This window comes from Ureibacillus manganicus DSM 26584 (assembly GCF_000772945.1).
Lineage (GTDB): Bacteria > Bacillota > Bacilli > Bacillales_A > Planococcaceae > Ureibacillus > Ureibacillus manganicus.
The window spans coordinates 26,993-44,718 of sequence record NZ_JPVN01000027.1; the positions used below are offsets into that span (position 1 = coordinate 26,993).

The following is a 17,726-nucleotide window of genomic DNA, read 5'->3' on the forward strand; positions in this document are numbered from 1 at the left end:
TTTATACTAATATATCCCTACCCTATATCATATATTGCAAATCTGTAACATACAATGCATATTTTACAAAAATATTCCAAAGAGGTATTTCAGTATAGTTTATTGAAGGGTCACTTTATTTTCATTTGTTTTGCGAAATTGCTCATACTATTTACAAATTAGTGAACTCACCATTCGGTCAAAGGTCTGATTTTGGTTTTTTATAGAAGATTTTCGATTACTTACCGAACATTGGCATGTTATATTTATGTAGGAAATAATAAAGATGGATTTTAAGGAGTTGTTATCATGTTACATCAGCTTTCATGGAAAGTCGGTGGGCAACAAGGGGAAGGTATTGAGAGTACAGGTGAAATTTTCTCAATGGCTATGAATCGTCTAGGCTATCACCTATACGGTTACCGTCATTTCTCTTCTCGTATCAAAGGTGGCCATACGAACAATAAAATTACAGTACGACCAACTCAAGTCCGTGCAATCGCGGATGATTTAGATATATTAGTTGCTTTCGACCAAGAAACAATAGACGTGAACTATAAAGAACTTACTGAAAATAGTATTATTTTAGCAGATGCAAAATTTGATCCAGTGAAACCGGAAGATTCAAAAGCACCACTTTTCAGTGTTCCATTTACAGAAATCGCTGCAGAACTCGGTACTTCATTGATGAAAAACATGGTTGCCATTGGTGCAACAAGTGCATTATTAAACTTGGATAATAAAGTATTCCAAAGCGTAGTAGATGAAATTTTTGGCCGTAAAGGCGAAGAAGTTGTGAAGAAAAATATGGAAGCCATCCAGCGCGGATATGATGTGATGAGTGAACTTCTTGGTGAACGTGTAGGTGAGTGGGAATTAGAACCTGCAGATGGCAAACGCCGCATGTTCATGATTGGGAACGATGCAGTAGCTCTAGGAGCCCTAGCTGCAGGAAGCCGCTTCATGGCTGCTTACCCAATCACACCAGCTTCAGAAATTATGGAATATATGATTAAAAAACTTCCTAAATTTGGTGGAGCCGTTATCCAAACAGAAGATGAAATCGCTGCTGCAACCATGGCAATCGGTGCAAACTTCGGTGGTGTTCGTTCATTCACTGCATCAGCTGGCCCTGGTTTATCTTTAATGATGGAATCAATCGGTCTTTCTGGTATGACTGAACAACCGTTAGTAATCGTTGATACGCAACGTGGAGGTCCATCAACAGGTCTTCCGACAAAACAAGAACAATCCGATTTAATGGCAATGTTCTACGGTACTCACGGAGAAATTCCAAAAGTAGTTATTGCGCCTTCTACAGTTGAAGAAGCGTTCTTTGATACAATTCAAGCATTTAATATTGCTGAAGAATTACAATTGCCAGTAATCGTGATGACAGACTTGCAGTTATCTCTAGGTAAAACTACAGTTGATGCATTTGATTATTCTAAAATTGAAATTCGCCGCGGTAAAATTGTAGACGGAGAAATTCCAGAGCCGGAAAATAAAGATTACTTCAAACGCTATGAAAATACAGATGACGGTGTTTCACCACGTGTATTCCCTGGTACGCCAAATGGTATTCACCATGTAACAGGTGTTGAACACGATGAAACAGGTAAACCAAACGAAGCACCAGGAAATCGTAATACGCAAATGGACAAGCGCTTCCGTAAATTAGACTATTTAACTTTCGATACTCCAGTTTATGTAAATGCACCACATGAAGAAGCTGATGTTTTATTAGTTGGATTTAACTCAACTCGTGGAGCTATTGAAGAAGTTCAAGAGCGTTTAAGTGCTGAAGGCGTGAAAGTGAACCATGCACATATTCGTTTACTATTCCCATTCCCTGCGGCTGAAGTTGCTCCATTAGTTGCTGGCGCTAAAAAAGTCGTAGTAGTGGAAAATAATAAAACAGGCCAACTTGCAAACATTTTGAAAATGAATGTTGGCGGTCACGATAAATTTGCATGTATCACGAAGTATGACGGTACGCCGTTCTTACCACGTGAGCTTGAAACTAAAGTAAAGGAGCTGCTTGACTAATGGCTACATTTAAAGATTTTCGTAACTCAGTGAAACCTAACTGGTGTCCTGGCTGTGGCGACTTCTCAGTGCAAGCAGCCATCCAACGCGCTGCAGCAAATGTCGGCATCGAACCACACGAACTAGCAGTCGTTGCTGGGATCGGTTGTTCAGGTCGTATTGCTGGCTACATTAATTCTTACGGATTCCACGGAATCCATGGCCGCGCATTACCACTAGCACAAGGCTTAAAAATGGCAAACCGCGATTTAAACGTTATCGCGTCTGGTGGTGACGGAGACGGTTTTGCAATTGGTATGGGACACACTGTTCATGCGATTCGCCGTAATGTGGATATGACATATGTAGTTATGGATAACCAAATTTACGGGTTAACAAAAGGGCAAACGTCTCCACGTTCTGCACAAGGTTTCATCACGAAATCTACACCAGGTGGAGCAATCGAGCCATCGTTGAAACCACTTGAAGTGGCACTTTCATCTGGCGCAACATTTGTTGCTCAAGGTTTCTCAACAGATATTAAAGAGTTAACGGCTTTAATCGAAGAAGGAATCAACCACAAAGGATTCTCCTTCATCAACGTATTCAGCCCATGTGTTACATACAACAAAGTCAACACATACGACTGGTTCAAAGAACACCTAACTAAATTAGGTGATATCGAGGGCTACGACGCTTCAGACCGCGACCTTGCAATGCGCACAGTTATGGAAAAAGAAGGCCTGGTAACTGGTATCATCTATCAAGATAAAGAAACACCTTCTTACCAAGAAAAGCTGAACGGCTACGCTGAAACACCACTAGTGGATGCGGACTTATCGCTAAGCGAGGCGGAGTTTGGGGAATTGGTTAAGGAATTTATGTAAGAATGATATGTGGTCGCGCGCATGGTGCGACTAATTGGAAACACGCCCGATTTTGGGCGTGTTTTTTTGATTTTCGCTGTGGAAGTGCATTTAAAGCATTTAAATAGTTTTTGTCGCGCTGGGCAAAGATGACTCGTTAATTTAAAAGCCGATAATGGACAACCCAATCATAGAAAAACAATGAACTGTCCATTAACAGCCCGGTAATGGAAAAATTAACCAAAAAATGCAATGGAACTGTCCATTAACAGCGTGATAATGGACAAATCAATCAGAAAAAGCAATGGAACTGTCCATTAACAACGTGATAATGGACAAATCAACCAGAAAAAGCAATGGAACTGTCCATTACCAGCGCGATAATGGACAAATCAATCTGAAAAAGCAATGGAACTGTCCATTACCAGCGTAATAATGGACAAATCAAACAGAATAATTAATAGAACTGTCGATTAACAGCGTGATAATGGACAAATCAACTAGAAAAAGCAATGGACTGTCCATTATCAGTATGAAAATCAACAAATCTGCCAGAAAAGGCAAAAAATCTCTTTGAACAATAATCTTTTACGGCAAATTATTTATAGACTTTCCCACGTTTTTTACCTTCAGTAGTTAAATTTGTTTCAAGTATCCTTTGAACTCGCTTCCTAGAACCGACAACCCCGCACCACTCAACAATTCGAGTCGTTATAATTTTCTTCTCTGGAAACAACATCCGAAACTCCCCAACACTGCGCAACACGGCTGATGTAACCGATTCCTTATGGCCACAACCTACACAAACGCAACTTCGTCCTTCAACTGTAGTCAAAAACGAGCAACACTCCGCACAAGAAATCCCTTTCTTCAGGTGCTCATACTCATATGTAGGTATTTGTGTAAACGGGGATTGGGGCATGTGAAGTGATAATAACTTTTCTGCGATCATTTTATGTTTATTTGTAATTCGCGATTGTTTTGAATTGAGCTTTTCAATCAAGCGGTAAATCTGAGTTGGGAAAATAAAAGGTTTATCCATTGGGGCATGATACAACATGAACTGCGGGTTAACAAAAATAATAGCGGATTGAATGGGTAATCCCTGTCCGAGGTTTTGGAGCAACTGGCGCAACAACGTTTCAGTGCGCATTAATTGGGCGAGGGGATTCACAATTTCAACAGCACGAGATTTCGGGAAAAGTTTATCATTCTCCGCATCGTAATAATAATCACCCTCAAAATTCTTCACTTCAAACACATGAATACAATCTGAAGTAATCATCAAGGAATCAATCTGAAATGTAGTCTGATTCACTTTCAAAAGTAAGTCATTGATTACAAGGCAGTCACCCTGTAACTTTTCCAAGTAACTATCAAACAATAACTCTCCTTCAAATCCTTTTTTAAGATTGTAAAAATGTGTTTTGTCTTTCTCTGATAATTTCATCCGATTGTTTAGTGATTCGAGCATCATCAATTCACTAGACTTATTCCTTATCTTCAATATCAAATAGATCTCACATCCTCACATATAATTGGTAGAATCTTCTAACATCCATTCTATTAAGTTTCTTAAATTTTTCAAGTGGGATTTATTATTAAAAATTAACAATATCTTAACCTTCTGTTTACAACTACTCTAAATTATTCCTATATTCTCATAGTATCTGAGTGTTTAGAGGGGACGTCATCAATTGAAACTATCACGATATATTAAGGTAAAAGATCGTTTAATTATGCTGATGATTGTTTGTATCATCTCCAATGTGATTCTTGCTGTGTTTAGTATTGATTATTTAAGGAAAATGGAAAATAATTCGGTATTAATGTACGAGCAACGGCTACTTGCCATGAACGCATTTACCGATTTCGATCTTGCGATAGATCAAGGGGATTTTGATCGAGCGAATGAAATACATAGTTCTTTAGGTGCGTATCAATTTGATTCGAAAATGGAGTTATACATAAAAAATTTAAAAAGCACGTTATCCCAAGAGAATATAGCTGAGACTTTAGCTATTTCAGAGGAAACTCAAGCTTATATTGTGCAGCGTGCAAAAGATCAGATTGAAGCGTATAAGGAAGATATTTCCTTTGGTTATTTTCTACTCATTGCAGTTTCGCTCGTAATGATTGCGGTCGTTGTTTATTTTGCTGTTGGTGGGACAAGGGCAGTCAATATTCCAACCCGCGAATTGAAGAAACTATTAATATCTGCTGGGCAAGGGAATTTTACAAAATCGGCTACTTATGATTCCAAGGATGAGCTTGGCGAAGTAATGCGAAGCTATAACCAAATGGCAGCAGAAGTTAGAGAATTGTTAAAGACTGTCCAAAAAAGCGCGTCATCTGTTGATGATTCAAACCTGCGTTTACAAAACGCATCTGAAAAGACAACGGAAGCTGCAATTCACATTTCAAACGATGCAACGGACTTAACAAGATCAACAGAACGTTCAGCTGAGCAATTAATGATGAACACGGCAGCTATTCAAGAAATCTTTACTGGGATTGAATACATTGCTGAAAAAGTACAATTAATAGATCAAAGCATGAAGAAAACTGAAAATGAAGCCAATGAAGGTGTTCAGTTTGTATTAGAACATAAGGAAAAAATGAATGAAATTGAGCTTGCAGTAAAGAAAACGAACGACAAAATGCTTGATTTAGCCAACAATACAAAAGAAATTGGCCAGGTCATTCAAATCATTAATTCGATTGCTGAACAAACAACTTTACTAGCATTAAATGCCGCGATTGAAGCAGCGCGTGCAGGTGAGTACGGAAAAGGATTTAGCGTGGTAGCATCTGAAGTACGCAAATTAGCAGACCAGTCTGTGCAATCGACAAAAGTAATTGAAAACATCATCCAACAAATACAAAATGATTCAACTATGTCGATTGAATACATGGTTCAAGCAATTCAATCAGTCCATGTAGGCTTTGAAACAACAATCCAAAGTGCCACAAGGTTTGAGCAAATCGTCTCTAGCGTAAATGGCATTGGTCCACAAATTGAAGAAGTCTCTACAACAATTAACCAAATCAAACAAAACACAAAAGATGTAGCAGATAATTCAACTGAGCTAAGTCATCTATTTGATCATAATGCCGATCGTATCAAGCAAGTTTCAAGCTCAACCGTGGAACAACTAAGCTCCACCCAAGAAATGCATGAGGAAATTCAAAAAATTACACGTAATATTCAATCTTTGAGCCATGCAATTCGTAGATTTACGGTAAAATAGTGATATTTTTATATAGAAAGTGTAAGTGCTATAATTTTAGTAATTTTCAGAAAGCTATTGATGACAATAGCTTTTTTTGTTATTATTTATAAAATTTAAAGGGCTATGTAACCAATACAGCACGATATTAATGAAAATTGAGGCGAACTTAATGAAAAAAATATTACTTACAGGTTTCGAACCATTTTTAAAATTTAAAATAAATCCTACAATGGAAATAGTTGAAGCATTAAATGGAAATATAATAGAAGATTACGAGATTTGTGGACGTATTTTAAAAGTAGATTTCAACGAATCAGCTATTCAATTAAAACAACATATTGATGAATTGCAGCCAGACATTATTATTTCCTTAGGCTTAGCTGGTGGCAGATATAAAATTACTCCGGAACGAATCGCAATCAATGTGAAAGATGGAGAAGCCGATAATAATGGGTTTAAGCCAGTTGATGAAAAGATTCAAGAAGCTGGGGCAGATGCTTATTTAACGAACTTACCAATTAGACGCATGATTGAAACGTTAAATAAAGAAGGTTACCCTGCTGAAATCTCCAATACAGCTGGAACGTATCTTTGCAATAACATTATGTATGAATCTCTTGCTTATGCCAATGAGAAAGGGAATGTCCTAGCTGGATTTATCCATATACCAGCATCATTTGAGTTAGCCATTCAACATGGTGGAATCCCTGGTTGGAATCGTCGAGATCTAATTCAAAGTATTGAGCTTTGCTTAAAGGAAACGGTTCGTGTTGCAAATGATTGATTTTCCAAGTGTGATGTGGACTAGTGAGCGCACCCTTCGTTTTGCCTTTCATCAGGAAATCTCTCAACAAAATTTCCTAGCAGTCAATCAGTTTAATCAATTTATTCATAAAATATTCCGCAATAACATGATTGAAACAGTGCCGGGTTATTTTACGGTAACAGCTTTTCTGAAGAAAAGATTGCCAATTGATATTGCACAGCTTGAAAGTGAGTGGAGGGAATTTCAACTTGCTTTTAATGATGATATTTCATTAATTTCTCGCGTGGTAAGAATACCTGTCTGCTATGATGAGGAATTTGCGCTTGATATGGAGCGGGTCATGGAGTTTACTAAGCTCTCATATGAGGAGATCGTTTCAATTCATACGTCTACACCATATGCTGTCCATTTAATTGGGTTCTTACCTGGATTTCCTTATCTAGGTGGATTGGACCCGCGTCTCCACGTTCCAAGATTACAGACCCCAAGAAAACAAATAGAAGCCTCGTCTGTCGGAATTGGTGGGTATCAAACGGGAATTTACCCTATTGAATCACCTGGTGGGTGGAACATAATTGGAAGAACACCGTATAAATTATTCGATGTAACGAGGGAAAACCCAACCCTATTACAAACGGGAAATCGTGTGGCATTTTACTCAATTACAAAACAAGAGTTTAATAAAATAAATCAAGAAAGTGTGTAGAAAATGAAACCTCTACTCAAAATCATACGCCAAGGCGTTTATACTAGTTTGCAAGACAGTGGCAGGTTTGGCTATCGTGCAATCGGAATTCCTGTATCGGGCGTCATGGATCGATATTCTTTCGAAATGGGAAATAAAATATTAAATAATGCTCCAAATACGGTTTGTTTAGAAATTTTCAATGGCGGATTCGAGGCTGAGGCATTAAGTGACCATACATATGTAATTACCGGAGCAGATGGAGATTTTTTTATTAATGATGTACAACTATATGGTTGGAAAAGTTTTTCGCTTTGTAAGGGTGATCGTTTAAAAATAAAAGGTTCCCACAATGGATCTATTTTTTATGTAATCCCACAAGGAGGGGTTGCGACTGAGTCCATCTTACAGAGTCGTTCTACTTATCCATTTGCGAGAATTGGAGAAGAGATTACTCAAGGTCGAACTTTGTACGGTCATGAGTTAGAGCAGACACAATTTGTCCGTGGATTAATGCCGATCCATAGGCCGCGGTTCGATTATATTGTTCAGGTGCGGATTTTTAAGGGACCACATTTTGACCACTTTACACCAGCAAGTCGCGATCGATTGTCCCACAGCACTTTTCAATACACAGGTGGCAACCGAATGGGATACTTTTTCAAAGGGGAAAAATTAAACTTAATAGAGAACCGAGAAATCATTTCAGAAGCGACTCAGTTTGGTACAATACAAGTTCCCCCAAATGGGAATCCGATTGTGTTAATGGCCGATGCTCAAACGGTAGGGGGTTACCCAATCATTGGAACCGTGCATGAAGATGATTTATTCAAAGTCGCTCAATTGCGTACGTTCAATAAAATACAGTTTCGTTTGATGGAGGACTAACTATGCCGATGGATATCAATTGCGATATGGGAGAAAGTTTTGGAGCATTTCGTGTCGGAAATGACCAAGAAATTTTAAGATATGTAACCTCTATTAATATTGCGTGTGGTTTTCATGCGGGGGACCCGATGATTATGCGCCAAACAGTTAGACACGCGATCACCAATAATGTGAAAATTGGTGCTCACCCTGGGTATCCCGATCTTCAAGGTTTCGGCCGTCGTAATATGGAGTTCACCCCTGAAGAAATTTACAACATGATGATCTATCAGGTTGGCGCATTGAAGGCATTTGTTGACATCGAAGGTGGGGAACTTCATCACGTGAAGCCCCACGGTGCGCTGTACAACCAAAGTGCGAACGATGCTGTGAAGGCGCAAGCTGTAATTGATGCTGTGTATGATCTAGGGCCGAACTTAATTCTCTATTGCTTATCTGGAAGTTTAATCGCCAAAATGGCAAAGGACAAAGGGTTAGCGGTTTATGAAGAAGCCTTTTCCGACCGCAACTACAACGATGACGGAACATTGGTAAGCCGCTCTTTTGATAATGCCCTTATTGAGGGTGAAGACGCGATGCTCGAACATGTTAGTCGAATAATATTATCTAATGAAGTCATGACAGTTCAAAACAAAGTAATAAAATTAAATGCACAAACTTTATGCATACACGGTGATGGTGGTCATGCTTTGGAATTTGCTAAAAAAATAAGCAAATTAAATAAATGAATGTATTAAAACGCATCAAATTATTAATTTCCAATAATAACCATTTATTATCTTTCATCTCTCTTACTTTAAGTATAATTGAAGTAGGGGGGATGTTTTTTGCATTTAGTAGAGAGAACCATTCCATCGAAAATTATTGTTTTGGATGCATTAAATAGAAGGGCGCCGAGTGAGTTAATTGAAAAACTGCTTAGACGGGCAGAGATTGGATTTCGTGGTGAAATAAAGGTAGATCCGCTATGTAATGAAATGATATTACCACAAAATTCAATACTCTTTCATAACTATGAATCCAACAACCATCAACTTGATACGTTATTTGTGTGTGAGCATTTCATTTTAATTTTAGAAATTAAAAATATTTCTGGTTTTATTTGGTATGAGGAAGAAAAACATCAGTTTTTAAGTAAAAAGAAATCAGGGGAGGTTGAAAGTTTTCAAAGTCCAATCGAGCAAGTAAAACGTAATGGAGATTTCATTGAAGGGGTGGTTGAACGATTAGGTTTAACTGTCCCAATTCAAAAAGCGGTCGTCATTGCAGAACCATCAACCGTTATTGGTAAAATACCATACGAAATTCCAATTTTTCATGCAATTGGTTTGCGAACTGAAGTGAACAAGTTATTATTAAAGTATCCGAAGCCTTTTATGGCAAAGATTCACTTTGAATTATTGACTGATGAACTTATTCGAATGTATCTTCCTGGCATATATAAACCAAAGTTTGAAATCCCATCGATTCGAAAAGGAGCTATTTGCATTTGTGGTGGAACAATGCGTTATCAAAGCGGCAAATTTGTTTGCTCCTGTGGTAATGTAACGAAAGAAGCGTTATACCAGGGTTTACATGATTATCGAGTACTTTTTAATGAATGGATATCAAATAAAGAGTTTCGGGAGTTTTTTATGATTGATAGTCCAAATTTAGTGAATAAACTATTAGTTAGAATGAAACAAGATTACAAAGGACTCAGGTAGGGGGAGACTCTATTACATTCCAAAAAATATTTGGAAACACTTATAAATTAATGGATTGTCGGATTTCCCGAAAAAAGTGGCGGATTTCCCAAAAAGTTTGGCGGATATTTCGCTGGGTTTGGCGGATATTTCATCAAAAATAGCGGAATCCACTTCATTAATCTACTTATATAACACAAAGCAGGTATCAAAAAATGAACAAAATTATCGATTTTATTCAAATAAAACAGCAGAAACAAAACGAACAGCTCGCAAAAGTGTTTCAAAAAGCAAATACTTTAAAAAATCCCCAAGATATTGATAAACTAGTTGACACAAAATCGCTAGCCGTGCAGGAACACAAACTATTTCTTGCATTTCTTACATATCTTGAGGAACAAGACATTGAGCCGAAGACCATTTTTCAAGCAGTCCTCCGTTTACCAAAACATCAATTTGAAGCGGAGTATCAGATGAACTGGTATTCGGTGGTACAGCTATGTTTTACTTTCCTTGCTATATTGAAAGAAAATGATCCACAATCCTATGAACAGTTCATCAATTTATAACAATTTCAACTACTTTTATTGTTCTTTCTATGTAAATGTCGTTATAATAATATAATGGAATTCGAATGTGCAAAACGCGAATTACATAACTAAATTCGCAAAATGCATATGTAAATAAAAATAAAATAGTTCGAACCCCATTTGAAAGGAGTAAAAAAGTTCGATGAATGAAGAACAACGAGTAGCAAGTCAGCAAGTGAAGCAACCAAAACCAGACAACTCCAAAACTGAAAAAGACTATAGCAAATATTTCGAGCGCGTAATTACAGCGCCTTCCTTAAAAGATGCAAAAAAACGTGGGAAAGAAGAAGTAAAATATCATAAAGATTTTGCCATTCCAGAAGAATTCAAAGGTATGGGCGAAGGGCGTAAGTTTTTCATTCGTACATATGGCTGTCAAATGAACGAGCATGACTCAGAAGTGATGGCTGGTATCTTCATGGAGCTAGGCTATGAACCAACTGACAACATTGAAGAAACAGATGTTGTTCTATTAAATACATGTGCTATTCGTGAAAATGCGGAGAACAAAGTATTTGGAGAGCTTGGCTATTTACTTAAATATAAACGCAAAAACCCGGAATTGTTGATCGGTGTTTGTGGATGTATGTCTCAGGAAGAGTCAGTTGTGAATAAAATCTTGACTCAATACCAACATGTGGACATGGTTTTCGGTACACATAACATTCACCGCCTGCCAAACATTTTAAAAGAAGCTTATATGTCGAAGGAAATGGTTGTTGACGTTTGGTCAAAAGAGGGGGACGTTCTTGAAAACCTTCCAAAACAACGCAATGGCTCGATTAAAGCTTGGGTTAACATCATGTACGGATGCGACAAATTCTGTACATACTGTATCGTTCCTTATACTCGCGGAAAAGAGCGTAGCCGCCGTCCGGATGAAATTATTCAAGAAGTACGTGAGCTTGCAGCACATGGTTACCAAGAAATTATGTTACTTGGTCAAAACGTGAACGCCTACGGTAAAGATTTCACAGATATCGACTATCGTCTTGGCGATTTAATGGATGAGTTACGCAAAATTGATATTCCGCGAATCCGTTTCACAACAAGTCACCCTCGCGACTTCGATAATCACTTAATCGAAGTGTTAGCAAAAGGTGGCAACCTTGTAGAACATATTCATTTACCAGTTCAATCTGGATCTAACGATGTCTTAAAAATTATGGCGCGTAAATATACACGTGAACATTTCCTAGATTTAGTTCGCAAAATTAAAGAAGCGATGCCAAACGTCGCATTAACGACTGACATAATTGTTGGCTATCCAAATGAAACAGAAGAACAATTCCAGGAAACAATTGATTTATACCGTGAAGTTGGCTTTGAGATGGCATTCACTTATATTTATTCGCCACGAGAAGGGACACCAGCTGCAAAAATGGTAGACAATGTTCCATTAGAAGTGAAAAAAGAACGACTTCAACGTTTAAATGCAGTTGTGGAAGAGTTTTCAGCCGCTGCACTTAAAAATTATGATGGTCAAGAAGTAGAAGTACTAGTTGAAGGAACAAGTAAAAAACGTGATGACATGCTAGCAGGTTATACACGTCGCAATAAATTAGTAAACTTTGCAGGACCGAAAGAATTAATCGGTCACATTGTGAAGGTAAAAATTACAGATGCAAAATCGTATTCTTTACGCGGGGATTTTGTTGAAGTAGTAAAACGACATGAGGTGGAAGTATAATGACGACAAAGTTATATACAAAAGAGGAAATCGTAGAAAAAGCAAAAGAAATCGCACACATGATCGCGAATACAGAACAAGTTGATTTTTTCAAAAAAGCAGAAGCACAAATTAACGACAACCAATTCGTTCGTGAAAAAATCGCAAGTTTAAAAACATTACAAAAGCAAGCGGTAAACTTCCAACATCTTGGGAAAGAAAGAGCGTTAAAGTTAATTGAAGAAAAAATTGAGAAAATCGAACAAGAGATTGACGAGCTTCCAATCGTGCAAGAATTCAAGCAATCTCAATACGAAGTAAACAATTTATTGCAATTAGTGTCAAACGCAATTGCAAATAGTGTAACAGATGAAGTGATCGAATCTACAGGCGGCGATGTGTTAAAAGGCGAAACAGGCTCGAAAGTTCGCAATAGCCAGCCAGGAAGCTGTAGTTAATTTTATATTTAATAATTTAGGCTATCTTGAAATTTGTTCAAGATAGCCTTTTTATTTTCAAAAACTTTTTTTCATTTTTCCCGTTTATGACCCAGTTCTTTTTAGAAACTCGACATAATTTAATAATGTTACGGGAGGTGAGAATTATGTCATCAAACTTCGTAGGTGGATCGTATGATAATAAAGGAAATGGTTTCGCTTTATTAGTTGTATTGTTCATTCTTTTAATTATTGTTGGTACTGCTTTTGCTAAAAACTACTACTAATTAAAAAAAACCGTCGCTATACAACTAATAATGAACACCTTCAAAGACTAGGGCAAATGGCTCTGGTCTTTAATTTTTTATAAGAAATTTAAAATACATAGCCAATCTTTGAAATGAAGTATAAATCAACCATAGAATAACAAACTAACGGTGAAACAAAAATGGATAGGAGGTTTTTTGAATGAAACAAAATCCGCAACGAAAAGTTCAAAAAACGAATAAGGATTTCATTCCGAAAGAGGAAATGATCAAAAATATTGAAAAAAATATGGAAATCGCAGAAATCAATATGGATTATGCGGGTAAAGAGGAATTAGAACATCTACAAGAAAAGAACGAACGTCGTAAACACGAAATTCAAAAATTGAAAAATGAACCACTAAGTTAAAATGTCACCTATTTTATCTAATTTGTAAAAAACTTTTAGCATCGTCACTTGTTAGTCTGAAAAACAAGTGAAGGTGCTTTTTTTATCTTTTCTCCTATCATATACTGTTTAAATTTCCTCCAATAATTTTTCAAAAAAGAAAAACCATATTTCACCTTGCTGCATACAATACATCATGTGAATAGCCCAAAGAGATGCTTCAACATCTATTATTAAAAATCGCGTACCATAATTTAACGCGCTATTTTTAATAGGGATTGTGCCTAAATTTATTCTTTCTTTCATTTCACCAATTAGGCACATGTCGCATATCATAGGTCGACTAGTATAAAGGAGGAAACAAATTGAAACGTTTGCGTCAAATCGTGACAAAAGCGGTTGTTGCTAAAGGGAAAAAGAGAACTGAATCGAGTGAAGTATTACGTCCACCACATACACCAACAAGTATTCTAGGGTGCTGGGTGATTAACCACCACTACCATGCAAAAAAACATGGGAAATATGTTGAGATTACTGGTAAATTCGATGTAAACGTATGGTATGCATATAATAACCATACAAAAACTGCGGTTTACACAGATACAATTAACTACAAAGACAGAGTAAAATTACATTATCGTGATGAAGATGTGATCGATTCTGATGATGTAAAGGTTCGCGTGTTGCAACAACCTAACTGTATCGAAGCGATTATTACACAAAACGGTGACTGCTTCAATGTTGTCATCGAACGTGAATACTTAGTAGAAGTGATCGGTGAAACAAAAGTAGTAGTTTCTGTTCACCCAATTGAATTCGAAGAAGAATGGAAATTCCAACATGGAGACGATGACGAATCATCTTCTAGCTCATCTTCTTCAAGTTCTTCTAGCTCATCATCTAGCAGCAATAATGACGAATCATCTTCGTTTCGTAAAAGATAATTTTTGAGAGCGCCTTTCTACGCCAAAATGTAGATTTAAAAGGCGCTCTTTTTTCTTCTTTTGATATAATAAAATATAGTATTATGGAGAAATCGTATAATCCATTCAAAGTGGCGATTCTTTTATAACATAAAAATGAACGTTCTAATGAACATATATAGATTATAATTTACGAGAATTTTCCTCAAGTTTTACGTTTGGGGTAGTTAAGAGAGGGAAAAAGTATGACAACCTACACACCAATGATGCAACAATTTTTATCGATTAAATCAGAGTATGAAGATGCTTTCTTGTTTTATCGACTAGGAGACTTTTATGAGTTGTTTTTTGATGATGCCGTGAAAGCATCACAAATTTTAGAAATCACGTTAACAGGGCGCGATGCAGGAACGCCTGAGCGCATACCAATGTGCGGTGTACCATATCATTCTGCAAAAGGATATATCGAGACCCTTGTTTCGAAAGGTTACAAGGTGGCAATTTGCGAGCAAACCGAAGATCCGAAGCAAGCAAAAGGTGTTGTAAGGCGCGAGGTAGTACAACTCATCACACCTGGTACCATTACAGAAGGTAAAACGATTGATGGAAAAACTAACCATTATATAGCAAGTGCCGAGCAGTTAAGTGAAAATTCTTTTGCCTTTGCTTATTTAGACGTTTCTACAGGGGAGGCAAATAGTTCAATCATCGAAGGTGGAATAAAGTCACTTCTGCAACAGCTACAAACTTACCATATTCGCGAAATCGTAGTAACGGAACAATTACAAATTTTACTGGCTGAGCAAGCAAGCCAATTGGGGATTGTTCTTTCTATAGAAAAAGAAGAAATGGATGAGGTACAGGCTGGTCCGTATTTAATTCATTTACCTGAAGCTTTGCAAGGTGTTGCCAAAAGTTTGCTGCAATATATTGAAAGAACCCAAATGCGTTCGTTATCTCATATTCAGCCTTTCACATATACAGAGTTAAAACAGTTTTTACGAATTGATTCAAACTCAAAACGTAATTTAGAGTTGCTGCAATCTATTCGTGGTGGCGACCAAAAAGGAACTCTATTATGGTTGTTAGACGAAACGGTTACTGCAATGGGTGGTCGTAAATTAAAACAATGGTTACACCAACCTTTAGCAAGCGAAAATGGCATTAATGGAAGGTTAAACATTGTGACGGATTTGCTTGATGAATTTTTTATTCGCAATGAACTAAGAGAACTTCTGAAAAGTGTTTACGATTTAGAGCGCTTGGCGGGGCGCGTTGCCTTTGGAAATGTAGGCGGCCGTGATTTAGCGCAGTTACGTGAGTCATTACGACAAGTGCCTATGATTCGTGAGCAGTTGATGGAGAGTGGAAAAGAGACACTTAGTGCCCTTGGAGAGGGGTTAGATACTTGTGTTGAGGTCGAGCAATTGTTAGCAAGAGCGATTACAGATAACCCGCCAATCGCCGTGAAGGAGGGGGATGTTATTCGTGATAGCTATGATGAGAGGCTTGATGAACTTCGTTATGCATCCCGCAACGGCAAGGATTGGATTGCTTCATTAGAGCAGAAAGAGCGTGAAATAACAGGGATTAAAAACTTGAAGATAGGGTATAACCGAATCTTTGGTTACTATATCGAAATTACGAAATCTCAATTAGGAAACGTAGATTTATCGCGTTATACGAGAAAACAGACATTGGCCAATGCCGAACGTTTTATCACAGAAGAGTTGAAAGAAAAAGAAGCGATCATTCTAAATGCAGAAGAACAAAGTTTAGCATTGGAATATGATTTATTTGTTGCATTGCGTGAGGAAATTAAGGTATTTATTCCTCGTTTACAAGCTTTAGCTTCAGCGATTAGTGAGCTTGATGTGTATATTGGTTTTGCTGTAGTTTCAGAAAAATATCGATTTGTAAGGCCGACATTCCATTCTGGGCGAGCTTTGAAAATCGTCAATGGTCGCCATCCAGTAGTTGAAAAAATGTTACATAAGCAAACCTATGTGCCAAATGATTGTATCTTAACAGAAGATAAAAATATGATGCTGATCACTGGACCAAACATGTCGGGGAAAAGTACATACATGCGCCAGGTGGCACTGATTGTAGTGCTGGCTCAAATGGGCTGTTATGTTCCTGCTAATGAAGCTGTGTTGCCTATTACCGATCAAATCTTTACGCGTATTGGGGCAGCAGATGACCTTGCTGCAGGCCAATCGACGTTTATGGTGGAAATGTTAGAATCTCAGCATGCCATTACGAATGCAACGGAGCGCAGTTTACTATTGTTCGATGAAATCGGCCGGGGAACTTCGACTTACGATGGAATGGCGTTGGCGCAATCGATGATGGAATTTATTCATCATGAAATTGGTGCGAACACATTGTTCTCGACACATTATCATGAATTGACTGCATTAGAAGATGAGTTGGCGAGATTGCAAAACGTGCATGTAAGTGCAACGGAGAAGGGCGGTCGAGTGGTATTCCTGCATAAAGTGAAAAAAGGCGCGGCTGATAAGAGTTATGGTGTCCATGTTGCACAGCTTGCAGAAATGCCTGAAGCAATCATTGAGCGTGCTCGTGTGTTGTTAGAGGAGTTCGAATCATCAAGTCGTGGAAGTATTGGGGAAATAAAGGATAAAGTTGAGGAATCTTCTGAGTTGCAACTGTCGTTATTTGAAGAAGAGGTTGCGGGATCAGTAGGTGCGTCGCTAGCTGATGAAGAGAGTGATGTCGTATCTGATGCTGAGCGTGAGGTCTTACAACAACTTGAAAAACTAAATATTATGGGGACAAGCCCAATTCAAGCAATGAATATTTTATATGAATTGCAGCAAGCGTTGTTGAGTAAGAAGTAAAAAAGAGTTATTTCAGTGAGTTGTTAATACTGCAATTTGAAAAAGCTGTCCATTTAACAGGCAATAATGGACAAAAGGTTACGCTTAAATTAGGTGAATTGTCCAATAGAAGCGTTTTCTATGAGACAAAACAGAACTAAAACAAGGGTGAACTGTCCAATAGAAGCGCTACATGAGACAAAACAGAATGAAAACAAGGGTGAACTGTCCAATAGAGGCCTTCTATTAGACAAAACGAATTGAAAACAAGGGTGAACTGTCCAATAGAAGCGCTACATGAGACAAAACAGAATGAAAACAAGGGTGAACTGTCCAATAGAGGCCTTCTATTAGACAAAACAGAATGAAAACAAGGGAGAATTGTCCAATAGAATCGCTCTATGAGACAAAACGAATTGAAAACAAGGGTGAACTGTCCAATAGAGGCGCTCTATGAGACAAAACAGAATGAAAACAAGG

At 37.6% G+C, this 17,726-nt stretch carries 17 protein-coding genes; 15 read left to right on the forward strand and 2 right to left on the reverse strand.

Going from position 1 to position 17,726, the window contains the following annotated elements; all coding sequences use genetic code 11:
* Nucleotides 1–288: 288 nt before the first annotated feature.
* Together CD29_RS16480 and CD29_RS16485 are read left to right on the forward strand one after the other, a co-directional pair.
* On the forward strand, nucleotides 289–2,028 hold the full coding sequence (locus CD29_RS16480; RefSeq protein WP_036189333.1) for a 2-oxoacid:acceptor oxidoreductase subunit alpha: 1,740 nt from the start codon (nucleotides 289–291) through the stop codon (nucleotides 2,026–2,028).
* The gene (locus CD29_RS16485; RefSeq protein ID WP_036189334.1) at nucleotides 2,028–2,894 is read left to right on the forward strand and encodes a 2-oxoacid:ferredoxin oxidoreductase subunit beta; all 867 of its coding nucleotides are present in this window, start codon (nucleotides 2,028–2,030) and stop codon (nucleotides 2,892–2,894) included. Before CD29_RS16480 ends, CD29_RS16485 begins: the two co-directional genes overlap by 1 nt.
* A gap of 577 nt (nucleotides 2,895–3,471) precedes the next feature.
* Here the strand turns inward: CD29_RS16485 and CD29_RS16490 are convergent.
* On the reverse strand, nucleotides 3,472–4,323 hold the full coding sequence (locus tag CD29_RS16490) for a nuclease-related domain-containing protein (protein ID WP_235801858.1): 852 nt from the start codon (nucleotides 4,321–4,323) through the stop codon (nucleotides 3,472–3,474).
* Nucleotides 4,324–4,570: 247 nt separating this feature from the next.
* Here CD29_RS16490 and CD29_RS16495 point away from each other — a divergent pair, with 247 nt between their 5' ends.
* From CD29_RS16495 to CD29_RS16540, 11 genes are all read left to right on the forward strand, one after another.
* Nucleotides 4,571–6,124: a methyl-accepting chemotaxis protein gene (locus CD29_RS16495; RefSeq protein WP_036189336.1), complete on the forward strand. Its 1,554-nt coding sequence runs from the start codon at nucleotides 4,571–4,573 to the stop codon at nucleotides 6,122–6,124.
* 151 nt (nucleotides 6,125–6,275) lie between these two features.
* Nucleotides 6,276–6,890 (forward strand): pyroglutamyl-peptidase I, encoded by a 615-nt coding sequence (locus CD29_RS16500; RefSeq protein WP_036189337.1) that lies wholly within the window; start codon nucleotides 6,276–6,278, stop codon nucleotides 6,888–6,890.
* Nucleotides 6,883–7,578 (forward strand): 5-oxoprolinase subunit PxpB, encoded by a 696-nt coding sequence (gene pxpB / locus CD29_RS16505; protein ID WP_052124222.1) that lies wholly within the window; start codon nucleotides 6,883–6,885, stop codon nucleotides 7,576–7,578. Before CD29_RS16500 ends, pxpB begins: the two co-directional genes overlap by 8 nt.
* 3 nt (nucleotides 7,579–7,581) lie before the next feature.
* Nucleotides 7,582–8,445: a 5-oxoprolinase subunit C family protein gene (locus tag CD29_RS16510; protein ID WP_036189338.1), complete on the forward strand. Its 864-nt coding sequence runs from the start codon at nucleotides 7,582–7,584 to the stop codon at nucleotides 8,443–8,445.
* Between the two features lie 2 nt (nucleotides 8,446–8,447).
* Nucleotides 8,448–9,173, forward strand: coding sequence for a 5-oxoprolinase subunit PxpA (locus tag CD29_RS16515; RefSeq protein ID WP_036189340.1), 726 nt, complete (start codon nucleotides 8,448–8,450; stop codon nucleotides 9,171–9,173).
* A 99-nt stretch (nucleotides 9,174–9,272) separates the two neighbouring features.
* The gene (locus CD29_RS16520) at nucleotides 9,273–10,151 is read left to right on the forward strand and encodes a nuclease-related domain-containing protein (RefSeq protein WP_036189343.1); all 879 of its coding nucleotides are present in this window, start codon (nucleotides 9,273–9,275) and stop codon (nucleotides 10,149–10,151) included.
* Nucleotides 10,152–10,345: 194 nt separating this feature from the next.
* Nucleotides 10,346–10,699, forward strand: coding sequence for a hypothetical protein (locus CD29_RS16525; protein ID WP_036189345.1), 354 nt, complete (start codon nucleotides 10,346–10,348; stop codon nucleotides 10,697–10,699).
* Nucleotides 10,700–10,862: 163 nt separating this feature from the next.
* Nucleotides 10,863–12,410, forward strand: a complete 1,548-nt coding sequence (gene miaB, locus CD29_RS16530; RefSeq protein ID WP_036189347.1) for a tRNA (N6-isopentenyl adenosine(37)-C2)-methylthiotransferase MiaB — start codon at nucleotides 10,863–10,865, stop codon at nucleotides 12,408–12,410.
* Nucleotides 12,410–12,847 (forward strand): RicAFT regulatory complex protein RicA family protein, encoded by a 438-nt coding sequence (locus CD29_RS16535; protein ID WP_036189351.1) that lies wholly within the window; start codon nucleotides 12,410–12,412, stop codon nucleotides 12,845–12,847. The genes miaB and CD29_RS16535 overlap by 1 nt, the downstream gene beginning before the upstream one ends.
* Nucleotides 12,848–12,993: 146 nt before the next feature.
* The gene (locus CD29_RS20350; protein WP_140422919.1) at nucleotides 12,994–13,113 is read left to right on the forward strand and encodes a YjcZ family sporulation protein; all 120 of its coding nucleotides are present in this window, start codon (nucleotides 12,994–12,996) and stop codon (nucleotides 13,111–13,113) included.
* 181 nt (nucleotides 13,114–13,294) lie between these two features.
* Nucleotides 13,295–13,501: a hypothetical protein gene (locus CD29_RS16540; RefSeq protein WP_036189354.1), complete on the forward strand. Its 207-nt coding sequence runs from the start codon at nucleotides 13,295–13,297 to the stop codon at nucleotides 13,499–13,501.
* Nucleotides 13,502–13,609: 108 nt separating this feature from the next.
* Here the strand turns inward: CD29_RS16540 and CD29_RS16545 are convergent, their stop codons facing one another.
* Complete coding sequence (locus CD29_RS16545; RefSeq protein WP_156111900.1) at nucleotides 13,610–13,786, reverse strand: hypothetical protein; 177 nt, start codon at nucleotides 13,784–13,786, stop codon at nucleotides 13,610–13,612.
* Nucleotides 13,787–13,845: 59 nt separating this feature from the next.
* Here CD29_RS16545 and cotE point away from each other — a divergent pair, with 59 nt between their 5' ends.
* Nucleotides 13,846–14,424 (forward strand): outer spore coat protein CotE, encoded by a 579-nt coding sequence (gene cotE / locus CD29_RS16550; protein WP_036189360.1) that lies wholly within the window; start codon nucleotides 13,846–13,848, stop codon nucleotides 14,422–14,424.
* Between the two features lie 224 nt (nucleotides 14,425–14,648).
* Nucleotides 14,649–17,267 carry a DNA mismatch repair protein MutS gene (mutS, locus tag CD29_RS16555; RefSeq protein WP_036189362.1) on the forward strand — a complete coding sequence of 873 codons (2,619 nt, stop codon included), beginning with the start codon at nucleotides 14,649–14,651 and terminating at the stop codon, nucleotides 17,265–17,267.
* Nucleotides 17,268–17,726: the final 459 nt, after the last annotated feature.